The sequence below is a fragment of the Paenibacillus sp. Aloe-11 genome (genome assembly GCF_000245715.1).
In the GTDB taxonomy this organism is placed as follows: Bacteria; Bacillota; Bacilli; order Paenibacillales; family Paenibacillaceae; genus Paenibacillus; species Paenibacillus kribbensis.
Window position 1 is genome coordinate 447755 of record NZ_JH601056.1, and the last position, 18067, is coordinate 465821.

Below are 18067 nucleotides of genomic sequence, written 5' to 3' on the forward strand. Positions count from 1 at the left end.
CAGCCGTATTTGAGCTTTACTTTCTCGGCTTGATCGGTAAGGGTCCTCAATCCGTAGGCAATATCATTGGTTACAAATTCTCCGCCAATTGGAAGTGTTGATGTGGCAACAATCGATCCTTCCTGGAAAATAGCAACATTCGTAGAACCTGCACCAATATCCACCAGCACCGAACCCATCACCTTTTCATCCTTCGAAAGAGACAATTGCCCAGCCCCGAGTGGCAGCAGCACCAGATCTTTGATCCTCAAGCCGGCCTTCTCAACGCAACGCAACAGGTTATGTATCGGGGTCTTGCCTCCAGTAACAATCGTAGCCTCTACTTCGAGACGAACTCCGATCATACCGCGAGGGTCCTGAATTCCTTCAAGGCCATCCACGACATACTGCTTGGCTACCACGTCAATGATTTCTCTCTCCGGTGGTACGGCAATAACTTCAGCTGCTTTCAGTACACGCTCGATGTCCTCCTCACCGATTTCTCGGTCCTCGTTGGACACGGCTACTACGCCATGACTATTTTGCAAACCAATATGGTTGCCTGAAATCCCCACATACACTTCTGTTATTTGAATACCAACCATACGCTCTGCGTGATCCACAGCGTTACGGATTGATTGCACGGTTTGATCAATGTCTACAATTGCACCTTTGCGAATCCCTTCCGAGTCGGCAGATCCAACTCCAATAATATTAAAGGTTCCATTATTCATTTCCCCAATAATAGCCCGAACTTTGGATGTACCGATGTCCAAACTAACAATGATGTCATTGTTGCTCAAGTCTGTGGCACCTCCTGACTCCAAAATGAATTTCGTTCTTTGAACACACACTGTACATATTCAACATACTCCATGCTTTCCCTCTTTTTTCTACAAATTTTTTAGAAGCCAATTTATGGTTGCAGTCACATAAAAATTCGAAGAAAAAAGAAGGAGGCAAGTCTATTACCCATAAAATTAATTCTAACATTTTTTCACATCACTGAGTAGTATCTTTTTCTTGACCCTCTTCATTCGTATCCGGCTTGAACGGAACGTAAGAATCCGCCGCCAACATGGTGATCAGGCCGGGGTCTTCTGTTTCCAGCACCTGATTCAAATAGCTGATTTTAGAGTTCAGCAGCGAAACGGTTGTTATCACCTCAAACTGAGAGCGTGTATACATTTTTATGCGGTCCGGAAAAGAAGGAATCGGCGCGGGAATGATTTCCGAAATATCGGCTGTCCACTCTCCCGGAATACGCGATAAAGCATCACACAGCTTCGCTTTATACGGATCATCCGATTTCCATTTGGTCAAAATCGGCTTCTCAACAGCTATTCCGCTGCTGCTCACGCCTACGCTTGACCCGTTTGCCAGAATTGCTCGCAGGCTGCCATCACTCTGCAGCTCGTAAGCGACCGTAGCAAACTCTTTAACGTGAACAGAAATGATACCCGGAAACTGCTTGTCCACCGTGACTTGCTGAATCGACTGAATCTCCCGCAGCTTTTCAGAAATGTCAGATGAACTAACTCCAAAATACTGATCCCCGATAGCCAGACCGCTTCGATTTAGAAGCTGCTCTCGGGTCGAAAATACATTACCGTCAAAGCGGATTTCAGAAACCCGACTTAACGAAGAACGGAAAAAGAGAACAGCGAGTAACACAATGAACAATAAAATGAGAAGAACGGCAATCTTCCGGCTTGTCCTTTTTTTCGTTTTATTCTTTTTAAGAACAGGTATTTGAGCATTTGGCATAGCTTCTCTCCACAAAAGCCTTTTGTCCCCCCGCTCCCGGAGGGACGTTCCAGGCATTAATTTACGAAATCCAGCTGCTCCAGCACCGGAGACTGACGGCTCATTAAGGCGCCCAGTCCCTGGAAAAGACGTTCGATCCGGTCATACCCTCTGTCAATGTGGTGAACCTGCTCAACAATGGTACGTCCCTGGGCAGCCAGCCCCGCTATAACGAGCGCAGCCCCTGCCCGCAGATCGGTAGCCTCTACCGTAGCCCCGTATAGACGAGAAACTCCTCTTATAAAGGCAGCATTCGCATCGACCGTAATATCGGCTCCCATCACATTTAATTCATCCACATGTTTGAATCTACTTTCGAAGACGGTCTCTTTCATGACACTGAAGCCGTCCGCCAAAGAAAGCAGAACCATGACTTGAGACTGCAAATCGGTTGGAAAAGATGGGTAAGGTGAAGTAACAATCCTCTCCACCGCTTTGGGGCGGCTCATACAGCTTATGGTCATTATATCATTCAGGATGCCGATTTGAACACCAGCCCGCCTAAGGACATGAATCAATGCGGACAAGTGGGAGGGATTACAGTGTGTCAATGACACACTGCCACGTGTAGCAGCAGCTGCGATCATAACCGTTCCTGCTACAATACGGTCAGGAATGACCTCATACGTGCACGGATTCAGGCTACTGACCCCCGTAATTGTAATCGTGTCTGTTCCTGCACCGATAATATGGGCACCCATGGCATTCAGGAAGTTCTGAAGATCCTGAATCTCCGGTTCCCTCGCTGCGTTGGTAATCGTTGTTCGCCCTTCAGCCAATACGGCAGCCATCATAATATTTTCCGTTGCTCCTACGCTCGGAAAATCCATATGAATGTCTGAGCCGGTCAGCTTGCGGGCACGGAACGTAATTTGCTCGTCTTTTTCCTCGATCTCTGCACCAAGAGCCTTTAAGCCCTCCAGATGAAGGTCGATTTTACGCTCGCCTATAGCGCAGCCTCCCGGCTGGTAAATGGAAACTTCACCATATCTGGCGAGCAGAGGTCCCATGAGAAAGATCGATGAACGCATTTGCTTCATCAAATCCTCTGGAATTTGGAACGATCGGACGGACGACGTATCCACGTATACCGTTTCCTCTTCATGTCGGCATGTACAGCCGAGTCTTTCAAGGATGTGCAGCATGACCTTAATGTCTAATAGATGGGGCACATTCCGAATTTCCACCTTACCTTGCGCAAGCAAACTTGCTGCAAGAATAGGCAGTGCCGCATTTTTTGCTCCATGGATACGTATGGTGCCTGACAGGGGACGGCCTCCCTCAATCACCAATTTGTCCAATGTATCACCTCCGAGTTTACCGCTCACCCACTACGAAAACCTCCGGAACTAGCTTGATGCCGGTTTGAGATGATATTGTACTTTGAATATGCTTCATTAGGGTAAGCACGTCCTCTGCTGTCGCTTGACCGGTATTTACAATGAAATTGGCATGCTGTACAGATACTTCAGCGCCTCCCGCCTTCAAGCCCTTCAGACCCGCGCTTTCAATAAGCCGTGCGGCATAGTCACCTGGCGGATTACGGAACACGCTTCCTGCGCAAGCTAACTGTAACGGCTGAGTCAGCCTGCGGCGGTCTTTAAAAGCCGCAAGCGCCGCTGAAATTTCCTCGCGGTCGCCCCGCTTCATCTGAAATACTGCCTCTGTCACCATTCCACGCTGCTCATGCAGCACGGAGTGGCGATAGCTAAAACGCATGTCCTCGGCATCGTACACAGCCAAATCCCCTGTATCCAGCACAATCTCAGCGGACTGGAATATTTGTGACACATCAGACCCATGGGCACCGGCGTTCATGTAGACAGCCCCCCCGACTGATCCCGGGATACCTCCCGCAAATTCAAGGCCGGACAGCCCCTGCTTACTAGCCATAACACACAGTTTGACCAGTGACATGCCTCCGCCAGCGATGATCCGTTCATCCTCAAAATGGACATAATCAAATCCCGGCCCCAGTTTGATCACAAGCCCCCGTATTCCTTTGTCGGAAACGAGCATGTTGGAGCCCCTCCCCAACTGCATCCAGGGGATACCGTGCTCACGAGCCAGCCGTAAAACCCTTGCCAGCTGCTCCTTGGTATCCGGGATGACAAGAGCATCCGCAGGACCTCCAATCTTCCATGTCGTATATTTGGACAGCGGCTCATGCTCCAGCACTTTTCCGATATCATGCTCCGCTAATAATGGCATCCATTGCTGCATTGTACTGAAACCTCCTTGTTGCTTGCCCCCGCATAGTTATGAGGCTCTCACCTGACAACCGGCAGCCTGAGTGATGGTCACAATCTATAGGGTATCCTATGTCAATAGCGTCCGATATGTGACAACCGCCCAAACTGCGCTGCAGACTACCTTTTACGGGCAAGGCGCTCCATTTCTTTTACTAAAATATCTGCCGAGTCAGGCTTGCCAAGTGAAGACGCCGACTCTGCCATCCGGTTACGCAATGCTTCATCCCCCATAATTCCCGCAATAGTCTGAAACAGAGAAGAACCGCTCAATTCCTTTTCCATGATCATTACCGAAGCGCCTGCCTTTTCAAGCGTGCGGGCATTGGCCTCCTGATGATTATTGGTCACATTAGGTGATGGAATCAGAATGGACGGAATACCCAACGATGTAATCTCGGCCAAGAAGGACGCACCGGCGCGATTAACGATTAAAGAGGTACAAGCCAGCACCTCTGGCATATTGTGAATATAGGGAAGCACGTGAAGATGGTTGGGCAATGAGCCGATCTGATTCCGTATGCTGTCCAACGTCTGTTCATAGTAAGATTCACCAGTCACATATACAAAATGGACGTCTTTCAGTTGCGAAAGTTGCGGAGCCATGGCAATCATAGCATCATTAATAGCCTTCGCTCCTCTGCTGCCGCCTACCACAAGTACAACCGAGCTATTCATTGGAACCCCGATCGTAGCAAAGCCTCGATCCCGGTTAGCCAAACGAACTGTCGTCGCGCGTGGATTCCCGGTATACAATACATTTTTGGCTTTGGGAAAAGCCCCTTCAGAGCCTTCAAAGCTAACGGCCACCGTATCTACATAGCGGCTCAGAAATGCATTGGTCAGGCCTGGAATCGCATTTTGCTCATGAATCATGCTGGGTATGCCCAGCTTGGAAGCTGCATAGACGACAGGGCCGCATACATATCCCCCGGTACCTATGACGATATCTGGTTTAAATTTTTTTAATAATGCTTTGGACCTACGAACCCCCTGGAAAAAGCGCATGATCGTTTTAATATTTTCCAAGGACAAGCTGCGACGAAATCCTGTGATATCAATAGCCTCGAACGGAATTTTTTCCTGAGGAACCAGCTTGCTTTCGAGTCCTCGTTGACCGCCAATGTATAAAAATTCAGCGTCCGGATCAATCTCTTCGCACTGTCTGGCTACGGCCAGCGCCGGATAAATATGCCCTCCGGTACCGCCGCCGCTCAACACGACGCGCATAAACGTTCACCTCGCATAACGTGATAAATTCAGTAAAATACCCAACGCAGTTAGCATCAACGTCAGAGAAGAGCCTCCATAGCTGATTAAGGGCAATGTTATTCCTGTCACCGGCATTAAGCCGATGACAACACCGATGTTAATGACAACCTGTACGGCAACCATTCCGACAATGCCTACCGCCAGCAAGCTGCCATAGGTATCCGGAATGGTAATAGCGACACGCATTCCTCTCCATACGAGCACCAGAAAGAGTCCCAGCACCGTCATTCCACCGATAAAACCAAGCTCCTCCGCCAAAATAGAAAAGATAAAATCCGTCTGCGGCTCGGGAACATAACTGTATTTCTGCCGACTCATGCCAAGTCCCAGACCCGCCAATCCACCAGGTCCAATGGCATATAGCGATTGAATAATTTGATAGCCTGCACCAAGCGGATCGGACCAAGGGTCCAGAAAAGCCGTAATCCGCTGGAGTCGATAAGGCGCAGCCGCGATCAGTGCAGCAAACCCTGCTGCCCCTGACAAGGCCAGCAGGCCAAGATGCTTCATACGCGCACCAGCTGTAAATACGATCAGCATAGACGCTCCCATCATCACTGTACCTGTACCCAAATCGGGCTGCAGCATGATCAGGCCGAAGGCCAGTCCCATGAGTCCAAGCGGAGGCAATAGGCCACGCGTAAAAGAACTAATATCATAATCCGCACGACTGAGCCATTGGGCGAGATAAAGAATCATGCCCAGCTTCATAAACTCGGAAGGCTGAATGCCGAAAGAGCTGATACCCAGCCAGCTCCGTGCTCCGCCTCTAACTACACCAATGCCGGGAATTAACACGGCAACCAGCAACGCGAGACAGATCAGCAGCACGACCTTAGCATATTTCTGCCAGATTCGATAGTCCGTTCTGGCAGTAAAATACATCGCTACAAGACCAAGCCCCGCAAAAAGCAATTGCCGTTTTACAAAATAGTAGGAGTCCCCGTACTCGTGAAAAGCGAGGACGGCGCCCGCGCTGTATACCATAATCATGCCGATGGCTAATAAGCTTATAATACAGACGAAAAGCCATATATCCGGCGCCGAACGAGATTGCTTCATCAGGAGGCCACCCCTTGCATAAAAGTAGGGGCTTATCCAACCCCCCTACTTACAATTTATGCGCCGCCTCTTTAAAAATACGTCCACGCTCTTCATAGGATTGGAACATATCCCAGCTTGCGCAAGCGGGTGAGAGTAATACCACATCTCCCGGCTCAGCAAGTTCTGCCGCCTTGTTCACAGCCTCCACGAGCGTAGTAGCGGCGTCCTCCCCATTATCGACGACCTCGACATGCTCTATTCCGGCCTGATGGGCCCGATCTGCCAGCTTATGCCGTGTCTCACCCAAGAGCACAACGGCCTTTACACGCTCCTGCAGGGACGGTACAAGCTCCGTATAATCTGAGCCGCGATCCAACCCTCCGGCAATCAGTACAACGGGTTGCTTAAAGGAAGATAGGGCCATCATAGTCGCTTTGGAATTGGTTGCTTTGGAATTATTGTAATAGGCTGCTCCGGCATGCTCAATGACATATTCAAGCCGATGTTCTACACCGCGAAAAGCGCTTAAGGGTTCTGCCAACTTCGCAGGCTCTGCGCCTGCGGCAATGGCTATTGCGCAAGCAGCTAGCGCATTTTCCACGTTAAAGCGACCCGGCAGTCCAATCTCGTCCACACCTATAATGGGATGCACCACCCCAAAATTATCGCGATATACGATGCTTCGTTCGATATCATCCGTCACATCCGGTATGTATGGCGGGTCAGCAAACAACCCTTCCTGCAAACGTTCCGTCATCGAGAACGGAAGCAGCTTCGCCTTAATATAGGGCACAAGCTCCCGGCAGACTGGATCATCCCAGTTCACCACCGCTGAATCAGCGGACGTTTGATTGGCAAACAGACGTGCCTTGGATGCAACATAATCCTCCATGCCTCCATGGTAGTCCAGATGGGTCTCAGCTACATTGAGCAAGCAAGCAACAGCAGGCTTAAAATCCTTTGTTCCTTTTAATTGAAAGCTGCTCAGCTCCACAACCATCCACTCATCTGTCTTGGCGTCCACAGCCGCCTCACATAATGGAGTTCCGATATTACCAGCCACGATCGGATTCATGCCAGCAGACTCCAACAGCTTGCCCACCCACGTGGTCGTGGTCGTCTTTCCATTGGAGCCAGTAATTCCGATGATCGGGGCTTTACACAGATGGTAGGCAACCTCAACTTCGGTCACAACCTCAATGCCGAGCTCGACAGCTTTCTGTACAGGCGGGGCGGTATAAGGGATGCCTGGATTTTTGACGACCAGCTTCACCCCCGGATGGATCAGTCCCTCCGGGTGCCCCCCGCATAAAACGGAAATTCCCAAAGCCTCTAATTCAGAAGCTTCGGGACATTGTTCCCTGTCTTTTTTATCATTGACGGTCAGCTTTGCTCCTGCCTGATGCAGCACCTTGGCAACCTGTACACCGCTTTTGGCTAGGCCTATAACGACAACTTCCTGATCTCGGTATGCGTCTGGATGGTTCATTTGTCTACAACCCCTTGTTGAGATAAAGTCCGAGTCCTGCCAGCAACAGTCCTACAGCCCAGAATGTGATAACTACACGCCATTCGGACCAACCGGACAGCTCGAAATGATGATGAATTGGGCTCATTTTGAAAATGCGTTTGCCACGTGTTTTAAAGGAAGCCACCTGCAAGACCACGGACAGCATTTCAATCACGAATACGCCACCGATAATAATGAATAAAATTTCGCTTTTTGTAACGATTGCAATGGCACCTATGGCGCCACCGATGCCCAGCGATCCCGTGTCGCCCATAAATACTTTGGCAGGGTGTGCATTGTATACAAGAAAACCAAGCACAGCACCAATCATCGCCGCTGAGCATACCGCAGCCGGAAGCGAGGTCGCCTGAATCGCGACAATCGCATAAGCGGCGAAGGCAATTGCACTGGTACCAGACAGCAGCCCGTCCAGCCCGTCTGTGAAATTGACAGCATTGCTGATTGCCAGCATCATGATAATGATGAACGGGTAGTAAAACCAGCCCCCCCAATCAAATGACCATGAGGTACCCGGAATGCCGATGACAGTACTATGATCATTGCTGAGCAGAAGCCAGCACATAATCCCGCCAAACAATAATTGCCCGAACAGCTTTTGGCGCGCCGTCAGACCCAGTGAGCGCTTGAATACAATTTTGATATAGTCATCCAAAAAGCCGATCAGCCCAAAGCCGAGCGTAGCGACCAATAAAACGTAAAAGTCCGTATTTTTGATAGCTGAAAACTTAAGAAAGGTCAGCGTAAAAGCCAGCAGAATCACGATCCCGCCCATTGTAGGCGTACCTATCTTTTTAAGATGGCTTTGTGGCCCGTCATCCCGGACCTGCTGGCCGAATTTCATACGCCGCAGCAGCGGAATAAGCAGTGGAGCGGCGATGACCGCCAGTATAAACGATACGACGATCGTCAGCAGTAATAATTGAATATCCATGGGAGTCTTCCTCTCGTCAACATCAGTTCTTTAGCGGACCGTTTTTCAGCGCATCCACAATTTCTTCCAATCGCATCCCTCTGGATGCCTTAACCAGCACAATATCATTAGCATGGAGATAAGTCCGCAAATGCTGGATCAGCTTTTCCTTATCCGTATAAGCGTGTACTTGTTCAGTTGGCATTAGCCCTAGAGCTCCCTGCGCAATAGACATCCCCAGCTCACCGTAGGTAAACAGTTCCTCTACGTCGTGCTTAGCTGCAAAAAGCCCGATTTCCTCATGGAATTGCTTTTCCTCTGGCCCCAGCTCCAGCATATCACCAAGCACGGCAATTTTACGTCCGTCCGTTTTGTACCCGGATAACGTCTGTAGTGCAGCCTTCATTGAAGCAGGACTGGCGTTATAGGCATCGTTTAGCACAGTAAGTCCGTCAGAGCAACTCACAACCTCAATGCGCATGCCTGTCAGTTTCAAAGACGACAGCCCTTTGCGTATATGGTCTGCATCGACATTGAAATGACGCGCTACCGCCAGCGCTGCCAACCCGTTTACAATATTGTGCTGTCCAAGCAAGGGGAGTCGGAAAGCCTCTTTGCCAGATTGGGCGGTTGTGAATAAGCTGCCTTGTTCATCCGAAGTGATTGCTGTTGGATAATCATCATTGTTCTTGGATATCCCGAACGTAAACCATTTTAAACCTTCAGGCTTGACCGTTGCAGGCTCCGCCAGCACTTGTGGCAATAGTGGTTCATCACCGTTGTAGATCAGCAAGCCACCGGGCTTGAGGCCACTGGCGATTTCCAGCTTTGCACGAGCGATTTCCGCACGGGAACCAAGCTGGAGCAAGTGAGATTCGCCTATATTGGTAATGACGGCAACATCCGGCTTTGCAATATTAGTGAGCAGGCCGATCTCACCGCGTCCGCTCATACCCATTTCAAGAATAAGAATATCTGTATCCTGCGGCATGGACAGTACCGTTAAAGGCAAACCGATATGATTGTTATAATTTCCTTCGGTTTTGTGTACTTTAAAAGTCGTGCCCAGCAGAGCCGTCACGATGTCTTTCGTCGTCGTCTTACCGTTGCTTCCTGTGATTCCGACGATTGAAACGCCAGTTTCACGCAAATATGCAGCTGCTAGCTGCTGGAGAGCTTCTAATGTATCCTCTACTTCTATGGCGTTTCCCGCTGGAGGCGCTCCGTGATCCTTTTGCCATAAAAAAGCAGCTGCACCTGCCTCACTCATGATCTGCTGCACATAATTATGCCCGTCAAATCGCTCGCCGGAAAGTGGAACGAACAGCCCTTGGCTTTGCGGCTTGCGTGAATCTGTAAAAACGCCCTCAATCATCTGTTCAGCGTCCGCGTCTCTGTGAAGTGTTCCTCCGCTCACTTGGATAAACCCCTTATCGCTTCTTTGGCTACGATGCGGTCATCGAATTCATGCACCGTTTTTCCGATCAGCTGGTAGGTCTCATGACCTTTTCCCGCAATCAATACTACATCGTCAGGGCTTGCCATTTCAATAGCTTTATGAATAGCAGCTCTGCGATCTACGATCAACTCGTATCGTTCTGCGGCTACCCCTTCGTCAATCAGCCCCTGCTCGATATCTTTCAAAATAACTTCCGGGTCCTCTGTTCGGGGGTTGTCGGAAGTAATAAACGAATGATCGCTGTATCGCGCGGCAATCTTTCCCATCAAAGGACGTTTGGTACGATCCCGATCTCCACCGCATCCAAATACACACCATATTTTACCGACCGCAAATTCCTTAACCGTGCGAAGAACGTTTTCCAATCCGTCCGGGGTATGAGCATAATCTACAATCACAGCAAACGGCTGACCCGCATCTACAGGCTCTACCCGCCCGTCTACGCCTGCTATAGACTCCAGACTGCGCTTAATATCGGCCAGCGAGATCCCTTCCAGTAAAGCAGCCGTGATGGCTGCTAATGCGTTGTACACATTGAACTTGCCTACCATTCGAAGCTCAATATCGGTATCCCCTTTGAAAGTCGACACATGGAAGGAGGTCCCCTTCGCACTAATCGCGATACGGGATGCCTGCACATCGGATTCCTTTTCCACGCCATATGTAATGACTTGGGCCGCAGTTTGAGCCTGGAAGTAGGAAGAGGCCGGATCATCCGCATTCAGAACAGCATATTTACTGTCCGACCAATCCCGCGAGAAGGCATTTCCCAATCTGGAAAACAAAAGTCCTTTGGCAGCACGGTACTCCTCCATTGTCTTATGATAATCCAGGTGATCCTGTGTCAGGTTTGTAAATATAGCGGTACGAAAATCAGTTCCTTTGACGCGTCCCTGCTCCAGTGCATGTGAGGATACCTCCATGACACAGCATTGAACACCTTGCTCTGCCATATTGCCGAGATAACGTTGCAGCTCTACCGCTTCGGGCGTAGTGCCTGACATAGGGTAAGACTGACCACCATAACGCATTTGAATCGTACCGATCAGTCCGGTGTTTACTCCGGCATCATTCATGATTTTTTCAATTAGATAAGTAATTGTGGTTTTGCCGTTGGTTCCGGTGATGCCGATCATGCGCAATCGGCGGCTCGGTGAATCAAACATATAATCCGACAAAACCGCCATGGCATAACGAGCGTCCTTAACCACAAGCTGTGGAACAGACACATCCAGCTCCCGCTCTACAACTAAGGCTGCCGCACCGGACGCAATTGCCTGCACGGCATAGTCATGTCCGTCCACTGTAAAACCAGGCAAGCACAGAAACAAGTCTCCCTGCTTCACCCGACGTGAATCCGCCCCGATTCCTCGGCAATCCACTGTACCATCCCCCACAATGCGGGAGACGGCCAGCAGTGAAGCCAATTGTTGAAGCTCCATGGCCAGCAGTGAAGCCAATTGTTGAAGCTCCATCTTTCATTCCTCCATTGCTCTCTCGTTATTCATAGTATGGTATAAAAAAAACCTATCAATCCCCCATATAGATACGGATCGTTGATCCCCGTTCCAATCTGGAGCCCGGCTTCGGTGCCTGACTGACCACCGTCTTGCCTGACCCGGATTTTACAAGCATAAAGTTCATATTCATATCTTCGTACAAATCAGCCACGCCGGCACCTACCAAATCCGGGACCGTATCAATTCGAGTTTCCCCATACTTGTACTCCTTGGCAATCTGATTGGTGCGAGGTGGTATTTTCAGAGCAAGCAGCGAATCCCGCAAAATATTTTGTACGATTGGAGCAGCGACTACCCCGCCGAATTGAACACCTTTCGGGTTATCAACAGCAGTGTACACCACAATCTGCGGGTCATCCGCGGGAGCAAAGCCGATAAAAGATACAATATGCTCCGAAGAAGAATAACGTCCATTAATGACCTTCTGCGCTGTACCCGTTTTACCGCCCACCCGGTAACCCTCAATAAAAGCAGGACGACCTGTGCCTTTGGCAACGACGCTCTCCAGCGCTTCCCTCACCTGTCGGGAGGTATCCTCTGAAACAACCCTTCGCACCAGCTCCGGTTCTACTTTTTCCAGCACCTTGCCTGTTTCCGGCTGAATCCAGGCTTTTGTAATGTGAGGCTTATAAAGGTTGCCACCATTAATTGCGGCAGATACCGCCGTCACCTGCTGGATCGGAGTGACCGAAACCCCTTGACCAAAGGCGGTTGTCGCCAGTTCTACAGGCCCGACCTGGGGAAGTTTGAACAAAATTCCATTTCCCTCACCAATCATGTCGATGCCTGTTTTGCTGCCAAAGCCGAAATTGCGAATGTACTTGAACAGTGCTTCTTTGCCCAAACGCTGCCCAAGCGTTACAAAACCGGGGTTGCAAGAATTCTCCACCACTTGAAGAAAGGTCTCGCTGCCATGACCGCCTTTTTTCCAACAGCGCAGGCGCGCCCCGCCAACTTCAATATATCCCGGATCAAAAAAATGGTCATTTTTGAGATCTACTTTCTTTTCTTCCAACGCAGCGGCCAGTGTAATAATTTTAAACGTAGAACCAGGTTCGTAGGTCATCCAGATCGGCAAATTCCGATTGTAAATTTCAGGGGCATATTGCTTGTATAGCGCTGGCTCATAGCTTGGTCGTCCAGCCATGCCCAGTATCTCACCTGTCTTGGGATTCATGGCAATAGATAATGCCGAGTTGGCCTGAAATTTGACCATTGCTTGGTCAAGCTCTCGCTCCATAATGGACTGCACAGACTTATCAATGGTTAATTGTAAATTCAGGCCATCCTTCGGTTCAATGTACTTTTCAGAAGAACCGGGCATCAGCCGGCCACCTGCATCGGATAAATATGCAATACTCCCATCAATCCCCCGAAGCTTGCTGTTTTGCTGCTTTTCTACTCCTGTCAGCCCTTGATTATCAATTCCCGTAAATCCGAGAATATGAGCCGCCAGATCGCCATAGGGATAATAACGTTTGTTGTCCTCAGCAACAACGATACCCGGCAGCTTCAAATCACGAATTTGCTGCGCTTTCTCCATCGTAATTTTCCGTCCGCCGGGCTGAAGTTTTTGGCTTGCAGTTCGTTTGGTAATAAGCTTAAGCACTTTATCCTCACTCATATCCAGCAAAGGCGCCAGCTTCCGTGCCGTTTCTTCCGGCTGCTTAATCTGTACGGGTATCGCCATAACTGTCGGCGAACTAACATTATAGGTCAATGCCGTACCCTGCCGGTCCAAAATTTCGCCACGCTTGGCGGCAAAAGGAATATTGCGGCGCCACGAATCCTCAGCCTTGGCCGAGAGCTCGCCTCCTTTACCCAATTGAACATAGGCGAGCCGGATCGACAAGGCCGTGAACAGTACAAACAATCCCAGCAGCCCCCACACCAGCCTGCGCCGCATGATCACGTTAGATTTTTTCAAACGCGCCCCCTCCGTTCCTCCAAATACTCATGACATGTCTTACCTCATGAATATTCAAAAAAACGGACGTTAGAACAAGCTATCAATTATCCTCGCCTTTAATAGCGGCAGCACTTTTTTCATCTGCTATAGCAGAGTTTCCTCCACTCGGAGGCCTGACGCTTGTGCCTGCATTCGCAGTAGTATCGGAACCAGTGTCGGTTTTTGTATCGGTTTTGAGATTGGTACCCGTCTTCGCTGCACTGCCTGACTGATTTGTAGCCACACCTGTGGCCTGATCTGGCGTGTCCTCCGGTTTCACTCCGGTTACGGTTTCCTTGGCTGGCTGGAGCTTCACACTGACGGTCCGTTTGCCATTTACCATTTGTGCCTTTTGAGAGACAACGTAACCCTCTCCACTCACCTGGACACCAACCTTCATAAGCGTCAAAACTTGAAGTGTGTCACGCAATGAAACACCTGTAAAGTCAGGGATGGTCATGTTGGCGCTATCCTCGGTCAGCAAATAAATGCGTTGTCCCGATTTCATTTTGACGCCTGCCTCAGGATACTGGCGAACGATTTTGGAGCCTTTACCTACCGTTTCATAGGCAATCCCCTGTTTGAGCAATGCGTTTTGTGCATCCTTTTTCACCTGACCGGTTAATTGTGGTACCGTGGGCAAGTCCACCGTTTTCACAGCAGAGCCATCTGTCTTATTCGCCTTGGTTCCTGTTTTGGGAACTCCCATATATTGCAGTGACTGGGACACGATTTTTTTAAATACAGGCGCCGCTGCCGTACCGCCGCCTACCGATTTGTTAGGTTCGTCCATGACGACCAATACGGCTATTTTCGGATCATTTACCGGTGCAAATCCAATAAAGGACACGACATCCTTCGAATGGTCGTATACTTTGCCGACAACCTTCGTCGCCGTACCTGTTTTACCAGCAACACGATATCCGTCAATATAGGCAAGACGTCCTGTACCAATTTCCTGGTCAGACACGACCTGCTCCAGATAGCTGCTTGTCTGGACTGCCGATTCCTTCGAAATCACCTGACGGACTTCCTTAGGTTGAATCGTCTGCACTTCGTCCGTATCTGGATTCACAATTTCCTTCACCAAATGAGGCACCATGAGCTTACCCCCATTAGCAATGGCCGAAATCGCAGCTACCTGCTGGATAGGTGTCACCTGAACACGTCCGTGTCCAAAGGAAGCCGTTGCAACTTCGGATTTGTATTGGGTATGGAATGTGATAGCTCCAGCAGACTCACTCGGAAGATCAATCCCTGTTTTTACACCAAAGCCAAAGTTATTAATATAATTTTTTAGCTTTTCGCCACCCAGCTTGTCCAGCCCTAAATGGACAAAACCGACGTTACTTGAACGCTTGACACCTTGAAGATAGGTTAACGTTCCCCAGTTACGGCTCACGTCGCGAATATCCCAGCCTCCGACCCTAACGATACCAGACCGGTAGGTTTCATTCGGATTAAATACCTTTTCCTGAACCGCAGCAGCCAAGGTTACAATCTTAAACGTAGAACCCGGCTCGTAGATAGACTGAGTAGCATTATTGCGAAAAGATTCCAATGGTGCACTCCCATATGTATTGGGATTAAAATTAGGATAACTCGCCATCCCGAGAACATCCATCGTTTTGGGATCTGCCGCGACAACAGTCATCGTTTTCGGATTGTATTTTGCAATAGCTTCCTGCATGGCGTTCTCTATATAATACTGAATCGTATCATCAATCGTCAGCTTTAAATTTTTCCCATTTTGTGCCGGCTCATAGATACTTTCCGATCCCTGAAGAGGGACACCCTTCAGATCCCGCTGATAAAGAAGCTTGCCAGCCGTACCCGAAAGCTCTTTATTATAATAAGCCTCCAGCCCCATGCCTGCTGTGCCATCTTTTCTTTGATAGCCAAGAACATGGGAAGCCAGCTTATTTTCCGGATAATAGCGTTTGGATTCTTGAACAGTGTCCACAGCTCCAATTACTTCATACTTATCCTTCAAATATTTTTTGAACGTATCCACCTGTGCCTTGACCTCGGGATCTGCCTTCCAGCCACCATTACGAATCTCGCGATTTACTAAGTAGTTCCCCTTACTGTCCTTGGCCGAAAGATGTCTTCTCAACTCATCCTCAGGTGTTTTAAGTAACTGATGCAGTTTGGCTACAACCTCGTTTTCCAAATCGTATTCCTGAATGATACTCGGGTTGACCACTACCGTATAAGCAGGTGCATCCGTAGCCAGTACGTTTCCTTTACGGTCCGTAATGGTTCCACGCTTGGGCAGAATCACCTGATCTTTTTCCACTTGTGCAACTACCTGTTCATGCCAATATTCCCCGCTTACGACCTGAATCCAAAATACCTTTAGCAGCAGAACAAGAAAAAAGAGGGTAATACATCCCCCTATCAGCAGTGTGCGAAGCTTTATTCTCTTGACCATAGCTCAAACCTCTCTGCAAAAAATGTACATTAGAGCATAGCTTGAAGCTATGCTCTAAACTATTTGGCAGCCTGCTTTTCCACACGAATAGGTTCTTTTGTCGGCTCGATATATCCCTGCTGCTTTGCTGTTGGCGCAATCTGATTCTCGAGCCTCTCCTTTTGAATCTTCAGTTGGGCGATATTGGTCTGTAATTTAGAGATGTCCTTGCTGGCCGTATTAATCGCATAATTAATTTGATAAATATGAGCGTACCTGCCAATCAACATACCAGCAATGACTATGCACGCTACAAGGGTCAACAGATACAACAGCTTTTCCCGAATCGGCAGCTCTCTGCGGCGTGTAACGACTTTGGTGGTCTCACGGTACCGTTGTTGTTGAACCTGTTCCTGACGGGCTCTTTCTTTTACAGCCAAATTACCCCGTGTATAAGCCATGTCGCCTCTCCTTCTCATCAAATTTACAATTTCTCGGCAACTCTCAGCTTGGCCGACCGGGACCGTGGATTAAGCTCCAATTCCTGCTCTGATGCCACAATCGGCTTACGATTCACCAGCTTTAGATCGCCTACCATTTTGTCATCCAAAATAGGTAAATCAGACGGATAGATGCTTTTCGCCAAATACTCCTTGAAAATATGTTTGCATATCCGATCCTCCAAGGAATGAAACGTAATAACCGAAATTCTGCCCCCTGGAGCCAGACATTTTATTGCCTGATGCAAAGTATCTTCCAGTGCACCCAGCTCATCATTCACAGCAATCCGCAAAGCCTGAAAGCTGCGTTTAGCCGGATGTCCCCCGGTTCTGCGTGCCGCAGCCGGAATTCCTTCTTTGATAATATCGACAAGTTCCCCCGTTGTGTGAATAGGCTTGTTCAATCGACGTTCAATCATGATCTTCGCGATCCGTCGTGAAAACTTCTCTTCTCCGTATTGAAACAGAATACGTGCAATCTCAGCTTCCGGCCATTCATTGACAATTTCGTAAGCCGTAAGCGAGCTGCTCTGATCCATCCGCATATCAAGCGGTGCATCATGGTTATAGCTGAATCCCCGTTCCCCCTCATCGAACTGGGGCGAGGATACACCCAGATCGAACAAAATGCCTTGGACCTGCGGGACGCCGTCTTTTTCGGGCAATCCCAGTTCGGCCAGCTTGTCCTGCAGGTGGCGGAAGTTGGATTTCACTAATGAAATCTTTCCTTGATAGGCCGACAGCTTCTCACGCGCATTGTCCAATGCCCAATCGTCCTGATCAAAGGCGATAAGCCTTCCCTCAGGGCCGAGCTGTGAAGCAATGACGGAACTGTGTCCTGCCCCTCCCAGCGTGCAGTCCACATAGATCCCGTCCTGCCTGATGTTCAGTGCCTGTGTTGCTTCTTCCTTGAGTACGGTAATGTGGTGAAACAAACGACTGACCTCCTAAATTACAATTCAAAGTTGAAATCAACCAATTTCTCAGCAATGTCGTTAAATGCTTCTTCTGATTGGCTGAAATATTGCTCCCAAGTGTGCTTGCTCCAAATCTCTACCCGAGTGGACACTCCCAATACGACGCACTCTTTAGTGAGCTTGGCGTATTCGCACAAATTCCCCGGTAAATTTACCCTGCCCTGTTTGTCCAATTCGCATTCAGTCGCTCCCGAGAAAAAAAATCGGGTAAACGCCCGTGCATCAGCTTTCATCAGAGGCAGTGCCTTTAATTTTTTCTCCATGACAGCCCACTCATCCATGGGATACACGAAGAGGCATTGGTCCAGCCCGCGGGTAACTACGAACGAGGCACCGAGAAGTTCACGAAATTTGGCCGGAACTGTAAGCCGACCCTTCTCATCAATGCTATGTTGGAACTCCCCCATAAACATTGGTTTCGTCACCCCTTACCCCATTTCTCCCACTTTGGCCCACTTT

Annotated in this window: 14 protein-coding genes and 1 pseudogene; all 15 read right to left on the minus strand. The window is 49.2% G+C overall.

Annotation, left to right across the window (positions count from 1 at the left end; genetic code table 11):
* Nucleotides 1-782, minus strand: a pseudogene (gene ftsA / locus WG8_RS28555) (cell division protein FtsA); the annotation flags it as partial.
* Nucleotides 783-981: 199 nt separating this feature from the next.
* Nucleotides 982-1746, minus strand: coding sequence for a cell division protein FtsQ/DivIB (locus WG8_RS15610; protein WP_007431188.1), 765 nt, complete (start codon nt 1744-1746; stop codon nt 982-984).
* A 56-nt stretch (nt 1747-1802) separates the two neighbouring features.
* Nucleotides 1803-3113 (minus strand): UDP-N-acetylglucosamine 1-carboxyvinyltransferase, encoded by a 1311-nt coding sequence (gene murA, locus WG8_RS15615; RefSeq protein WP_007431189.1) that lies wholly within the window; start codon nt 3111-3113, stop codon nt 1803-1805.
* Nucleotides 3103-4008 (minus strand): UDP-N-acetylmuramate dehydrogenase, encoded by a 906-nt coding sequence (murB, locus tag WG8_RS15620; RefSeq protein WP_007431190.1) that lies wholly within the window; start codon nt 4006-4008, stop codon nt 3103-3105. The genes murA and murB overlap by 11 nt, the downstream gene beginning before the upstream one ends.
* A gap of 146 nt (nt 4009-4154) precedes the next feature.
* Nucleotides 4155-5264: an undecaprenyldiphospho-muramoylpentapeptide beta-N-acetylglucosaminyltransferase gene (murG, locus tag WG8_RS15625; protein ID WP_007431191.1), complete on the minus strand. Its 1110-nt coding sequence runs from the start codon at nt 5262-5264 to the stop codon at nt 4155-4157.
* A gap of 6 nt (nt 5265-5270) precedes the next feature.
* Entirely contained in the window at nt 5271-6368 is a 1098-nt protein-coding gene (spoVE, locus tag WG8_RS15630; protein WP_007431192.1) for a stage V sporulation protein E, read from the minus strand.
* 49 nt (nt 6369-6417) lie between these two features.
* Nucleotides 6418-7839 carry a UDP-N-acetylmuramoyl-L-alanine--D-glutamate ligase gene (gene murD / locus WG8_RS15635; protein ID WP_007431193.1) on the minus strand — a complete coding sequence of 474 codons (1422 nt, stop codon included), beginning with the start codon at nt 7837-7839 and terminating at the stop codon, nt 6418-6420.
* A gap of 4 nt (nt 7840-7843) precedes the next feature.
* A complete protein-coding gene (gene mraY / locus WG8_RS15640; protein ID WP_007431194.1) occupies nt 7844-8812 on the minus strand; it encodes a phospho-N-acetylmuramoyl-pentapeptide-transferase in 969 nt (322 codons plus the stop codon).
* Nucleotides 8813-8834: 22 nt separating this feature from the next.
* Nucleotides 8835-10166 carry a UDP-N-acetylmuramoyl-tripeptide--D-alanyl-D-alanine ligase gene (locus WG8_RS15645; protein ID WP_083837592.1) on the minus strand — a complete coding sequence of 444 codons (1332 nt, stop codon included), beginning with the start codon at nt 10164-10166 and terminating at the stop codon, nt 8835-8837.
* A 38-nt stretch (nt 10167-10204) separates the two neighbouring features.
* Nucleotides 10205-11692 (minus strand): UDP-N-acetylmuramoyl-L-alanyl-D-glutamate--2,6-diaminopimelate ligase, encoded by a 1488-nt coding sequence (locus WG8_RS15650; protein WP_043891180.1) that lies wholly within the window; start codon nt 11690-11692, stop codon nt 10205-10207.
* A gap of 88 nt (nt 11693-11780) precedes the next feature.
* Nucleotides 11781-13697: a stage V sporulation protein D gene (locus WG8_RS15655; RefSeq protein ID WP_007431197.1), complete on the minus strand. Its 1917-nt coding sequence runs from the start codon at nt 13695-13697 to the stop codon at nt 11781-11783.
* A gap of 82 nt (nt 13698-13779) precedes the next feature.
* Nucleotides 13780-16152 carry a penicillin-binding transpeptidase domain-containing protein gene (locus tag WG8_RS15660; protein ID WP_007431198.1) on the minus strand — a complete coding sequence of 791 codons (2373 nt, stop codon included), beginning with the start codon at nt 16150-16152 and terminating at the stop codon, nt 13780-13782.
* Nucleotides 16153-16211: 59 nt separating this feature from the next.
* Nucleotides 16212-16592 carry a hypothetical protein gene (locus WG8_RS15665; RefSeq protein ID WP_007431199.1) on the minus strand — a complete coding sequence of 127 codons (381 nt, stop codon included), beginning with the start codon at nt 16590-16592 and terminating at the stop codon, nt 16212-16214.
* A 23-nt stretch (nt 16593-16615) separates the two neighbouring features.
* Entirely contained in the window at nt 16616-17566 is a 951-nt protein-coding gene (gene rsmH, locus WG8_RS15670; protein WP_007431200.1) for a 16S rRNA (cytosine(1402)-N(4))-methyltransferase RsmH, read from the minus strand.
* A gap of 17 nt (nt 17567-17583) precedes the next feature.
* Nucleotides 17584-18021 carry a division/cell wall cluster transcriptional repressor MraZ gene (mraZ, locus tag WG8_RS15675; RefSeq protein ID WP_007431201.1) on the minus strand — a complete coding sequence of 146 codons (438 nt, stop codon included), beginning with the start codon at nt 18019-18021 and terminating at the stop codon, nt 17584-17586.
* Between the last annotated feature and the right edge of the window lie 46 nt (nt 18022-18067).

Excerpts from the sequence above, each read along its gene's own strand:
- WG8_RS15645 (WP_083837592.1), bottom strand. The coding sequence starts at position 10,166 with ATGATTGAGGGCGTTTTTACAGATTCACGCAAGCCGCAAAGCCAAGGG.
- murG (WP_007431191.1), bottom strand. The coding sequence starts at position 5,264 with ATGCGCGTCGTGTTGAGCGGCGGCGGTACCGGAGGGCATATTTATCCG.
- WG8_RS15610 (WP_007431188.1), bottom strand. The coding sequence starts at position 1,746 with ATGCCAAATGCTCAAATACCTGTTCTTAAAAAGAATAAAACGAAAAAA.
- WG8_RS15665 (WP_007431199.1), bottom strand. The coding sequence starts at position 16,592 with ATGGCTTATACACGGGGTAATTTGGCTGTAAAAGAAAGAGCCCGTCAG.
- mraY (WP_007431194.1), bottom strand. The coding sequence starts at position 8,812 with ATGGATATTCAATTATTACTGCTGACGATCGTCGTATCGTTTATACTG.
- spoVE (WP_007431192.1), bottom strand. The coding sequence starts at position 6,368 with ATGAAGCAATCTCGTTCGGCGCCGGATATATGGCTTTTCGTCTGTATT.
- mraZ (WP_007431201.1), bottom strand. The coding sequence starts at position 18,021 with ATGTTTATGGGGGAGTTCCAACATAGCATTGATGAGAAGGGTCGGCTT.
- WG8_RS15650 (WP_043891180.1), bottom strand. The coding sequence starts at position 11,692 with ATGGAGCTTCAACAATTGGCTTCACTGCTGGCCGTCTCCCGCATTGTG.
- murB (WP_007431190.1), bottom strand. The coding sequence starts at position 4,008 with ATGCAGCAATGGATGCCATTATTAGCGGAGCATGATATCGGAAAAGTG.
- murD (WP_007431193.1), bottom strand. The coding sequence starts at position 7,839 with ATGAACCATCCAGACGCATACCGAGATCAGGAAGTTGTCGTTATAGGC.
- WG8_RS15660 (WP_007431198.1), bottom strand. The coding sequence starts at position 16,152 with ATGGTCAAGAGAATAAAGCTTCGCACACTGCTGATAGGGGGATGTATT.